The 2,512-nt window shown below is 24.6% G+C and carries 1 protein-coding gene; it reads right to left on the reverse strand.

What is annotated here, in order from left to right:
• Positions 1-570 precede the first annotated feature (570 nt).
• A complete protein-coding gene (locus tag BGI41_RS07745) occupies positions 571-1,944 on the reverse strand; it encodes an AIR synthase-related protein (protein ID WP_088540125.1) in 1,374 nt (457 codons plus the stop codon).
• Positions 1,945-2,512 lie beyond the last annotated feature (568 nt).

A 2,512-nucleotide genomic window follows, 5' to 3' on the forward strand; every position in this document is an offset into this window, starting at 1 on the left:
AAAAGCTCTATAAAAAATAAATATAAAATTTTTATAAATAACTAAAATAAACATTAAATAACTAAAAAACAACTAAACAAAACAAATAACCACCATAAAACTCAAAAAAACTAAAAAACAACTAAACAAAACAAATAACCATTAATATATCTTGAAGCAGAATTATAATTATCTGACTTAGAATTAATATTAGATGATAAAGTTTTACCATTAACTGTAAATATATAATTTTCATTAGGAATAGTTTCATTAAAATACTTTTGAGAAATAAGTGATGCATTATCTAAGTTATCTGAACTTTCAAGTTCATAGTAAATAGAATTTAAAGTATTATCTTCAGATATTAATTCTAAAACATCTTCTGCAGTATTATAATTACTTAAAGTTTTAGAATTAGAATTTACAGTATTTAAATCAACACTGATATTGAATGCAAAAATTACAATAAAAATTAATAAAATAGCTAAAATACCATCAACAATTGAATAAAATCCATTTTATCTAAAATAAATTTTTTAACTAACATTTTAATAAAAAAAGTAATTAATATAAATTAATTACTATAAATAACTATTGACGATTATTTAAAATATAATCAATAACTTTATCTTTTTTATCTATTGCACTATTAGCTGCTTTTTGAACTTTATCTTTCATAATTTCAAAATCTTCAGGAGTAGTATCTCCAACTAATTTTTTAATTTTAGTATAAGCAGCTTCTCTAAATAATGGAGTTAATGTTTCAACAGAGCCATCTTCATTAACAAGTCTTGGACTACCTTCATCATCTACTTTACCAATAATATCAATAGGTACATTAACTGATTTAACAGTTTTAATAACCTCATCAGAAATTTCAGGAGGTACAATTAACATTAATGAATCAGTAGAGACTCCAAGAGGATCAATATTTAAATTTTCTAACATATTTAATACATTAGGAGCTACAAGACTTTTGATTTTTTCATGGTTAAATTCTAAACCTACACCAGTAGTTGAAGATATTTCATGTGCATCTCCACGTAATCCTCCATTTGTAACATCAGTCATTGCATGAATATCTTTAACAAGATCATTATTAAATAATGCATTTGATGCTTTTACAAAGTCAACATTTAATGTGTCCCATACAACATCAAAGTATCCATTATATAATGCAGTAGTAGTTATAGTTCCTCCACCAGCTCCTTGAGTCATTAATATAATATCTCCATCAGTTGCTCCTTTTCTTGCAGTTGGTGGATATGGACTTACACCAACACTTCCAACAGCACTTACTAATCTATCACCTAAAACCATATCTCCACCAACACGTAGTGTACTACCTGCTACAAGTGGAACATCAAGAAGTTCAGATACTGCACATACACCTGCTGTAAAGTCAAATAATTTACCTACATCACCATCATCTGCAAGATGTAAATCACTTAAAATAGCTACAGGATCAGCACCCATTACACAAACATCTCTTAAAGTTGCACGTGTTACATGGAACCCGCCTAAAAATGGATAATCACTAAGTCTTGAGTGTACTCCATCAACAGCAGTAGTAACATACATATCCTCATTATTAGATTTAACTTTTACTACACCACCATCATCTTGAGCTGATGGATTAACTTCTGAAGCAGTGTTTGTACTTGATACAATTTGTGCAATTCTTCTATGTACAAAGAAATCACCTGCTCCACGGGAACCTACACCCATTTGACCCATTCCAACATTTGCTTTAGGTATTCTTATTATATCTTTTAAAAATTCATCATCACTATCTTTAATTTTAAGTGTTGTGTTTACCTCATCAATAACACTTTGAGCCATTAAAAGAGAATGTTCTTCACTTATATCTTTATATTCCCTAATTCTTTCTGCAAGAATATTTTTTAATTCTCCTTCATTTTGACCTTCACTAAGTCTAGATCTTACAAATCCTTCAATATCCATTATTACACCAAATAATCACTAATAATATATTAAACAATGAAATTATTTATTTAAAATAACTCTCTAAATTTATTATATTAATAAAATTTAAATTTTATAAAATTCTTTAATTATATAAATAAAAATTATACATAACTTTCAAAACATAATATAAAAACTTAAATCTACCAAATACTTTCAACATACTAATATAAATAAAAGACAATCTACAGAATACGTCTACATATTAATACAAGTAAGTAAGACATAAAAGTCTGCTAATAAGCTTAAATGTCCATTTTAACATAGTAATATAAATAAAAGACAATCTACAGATTATCTTCCAAAATATAATAATTAAATAAAAGTTAAATTCTAAATAATTATTTTTATATAATTATCTAAGTAAAATTTAAACTTTACATACTAAAAATTGTTTAAATATTTAATTAATAAAAATAAATTATTAAAATAAAATTTATACATAAAATAGTTTAATTTAAGATTTAATAAAATTTTTGATTACAATCTAAAAAGATTTTTTAAAATTAAAATATTTTTAGAAATATAATTAAAAAATTTGTTAAAT

The sequence above is a fragment of the Methanobrevibacter sp. 87.7 genome (assembly GCF_002208625.1).
GTDB lineage: Archaea > Methanobacteriota > Methanobacteria > Methanobacteriales > Methanobacteriaceae > Methanarmilla.

Coding starts and splice junctions, on each gene's coding strand:
- BGI41_RS07745 (WP_088540125.1), bottom strand. CDS start 1,944: ATGGATATTGAAGGATTTGTAAGATCTAGACTTAGTGAAGGTCAAAAT.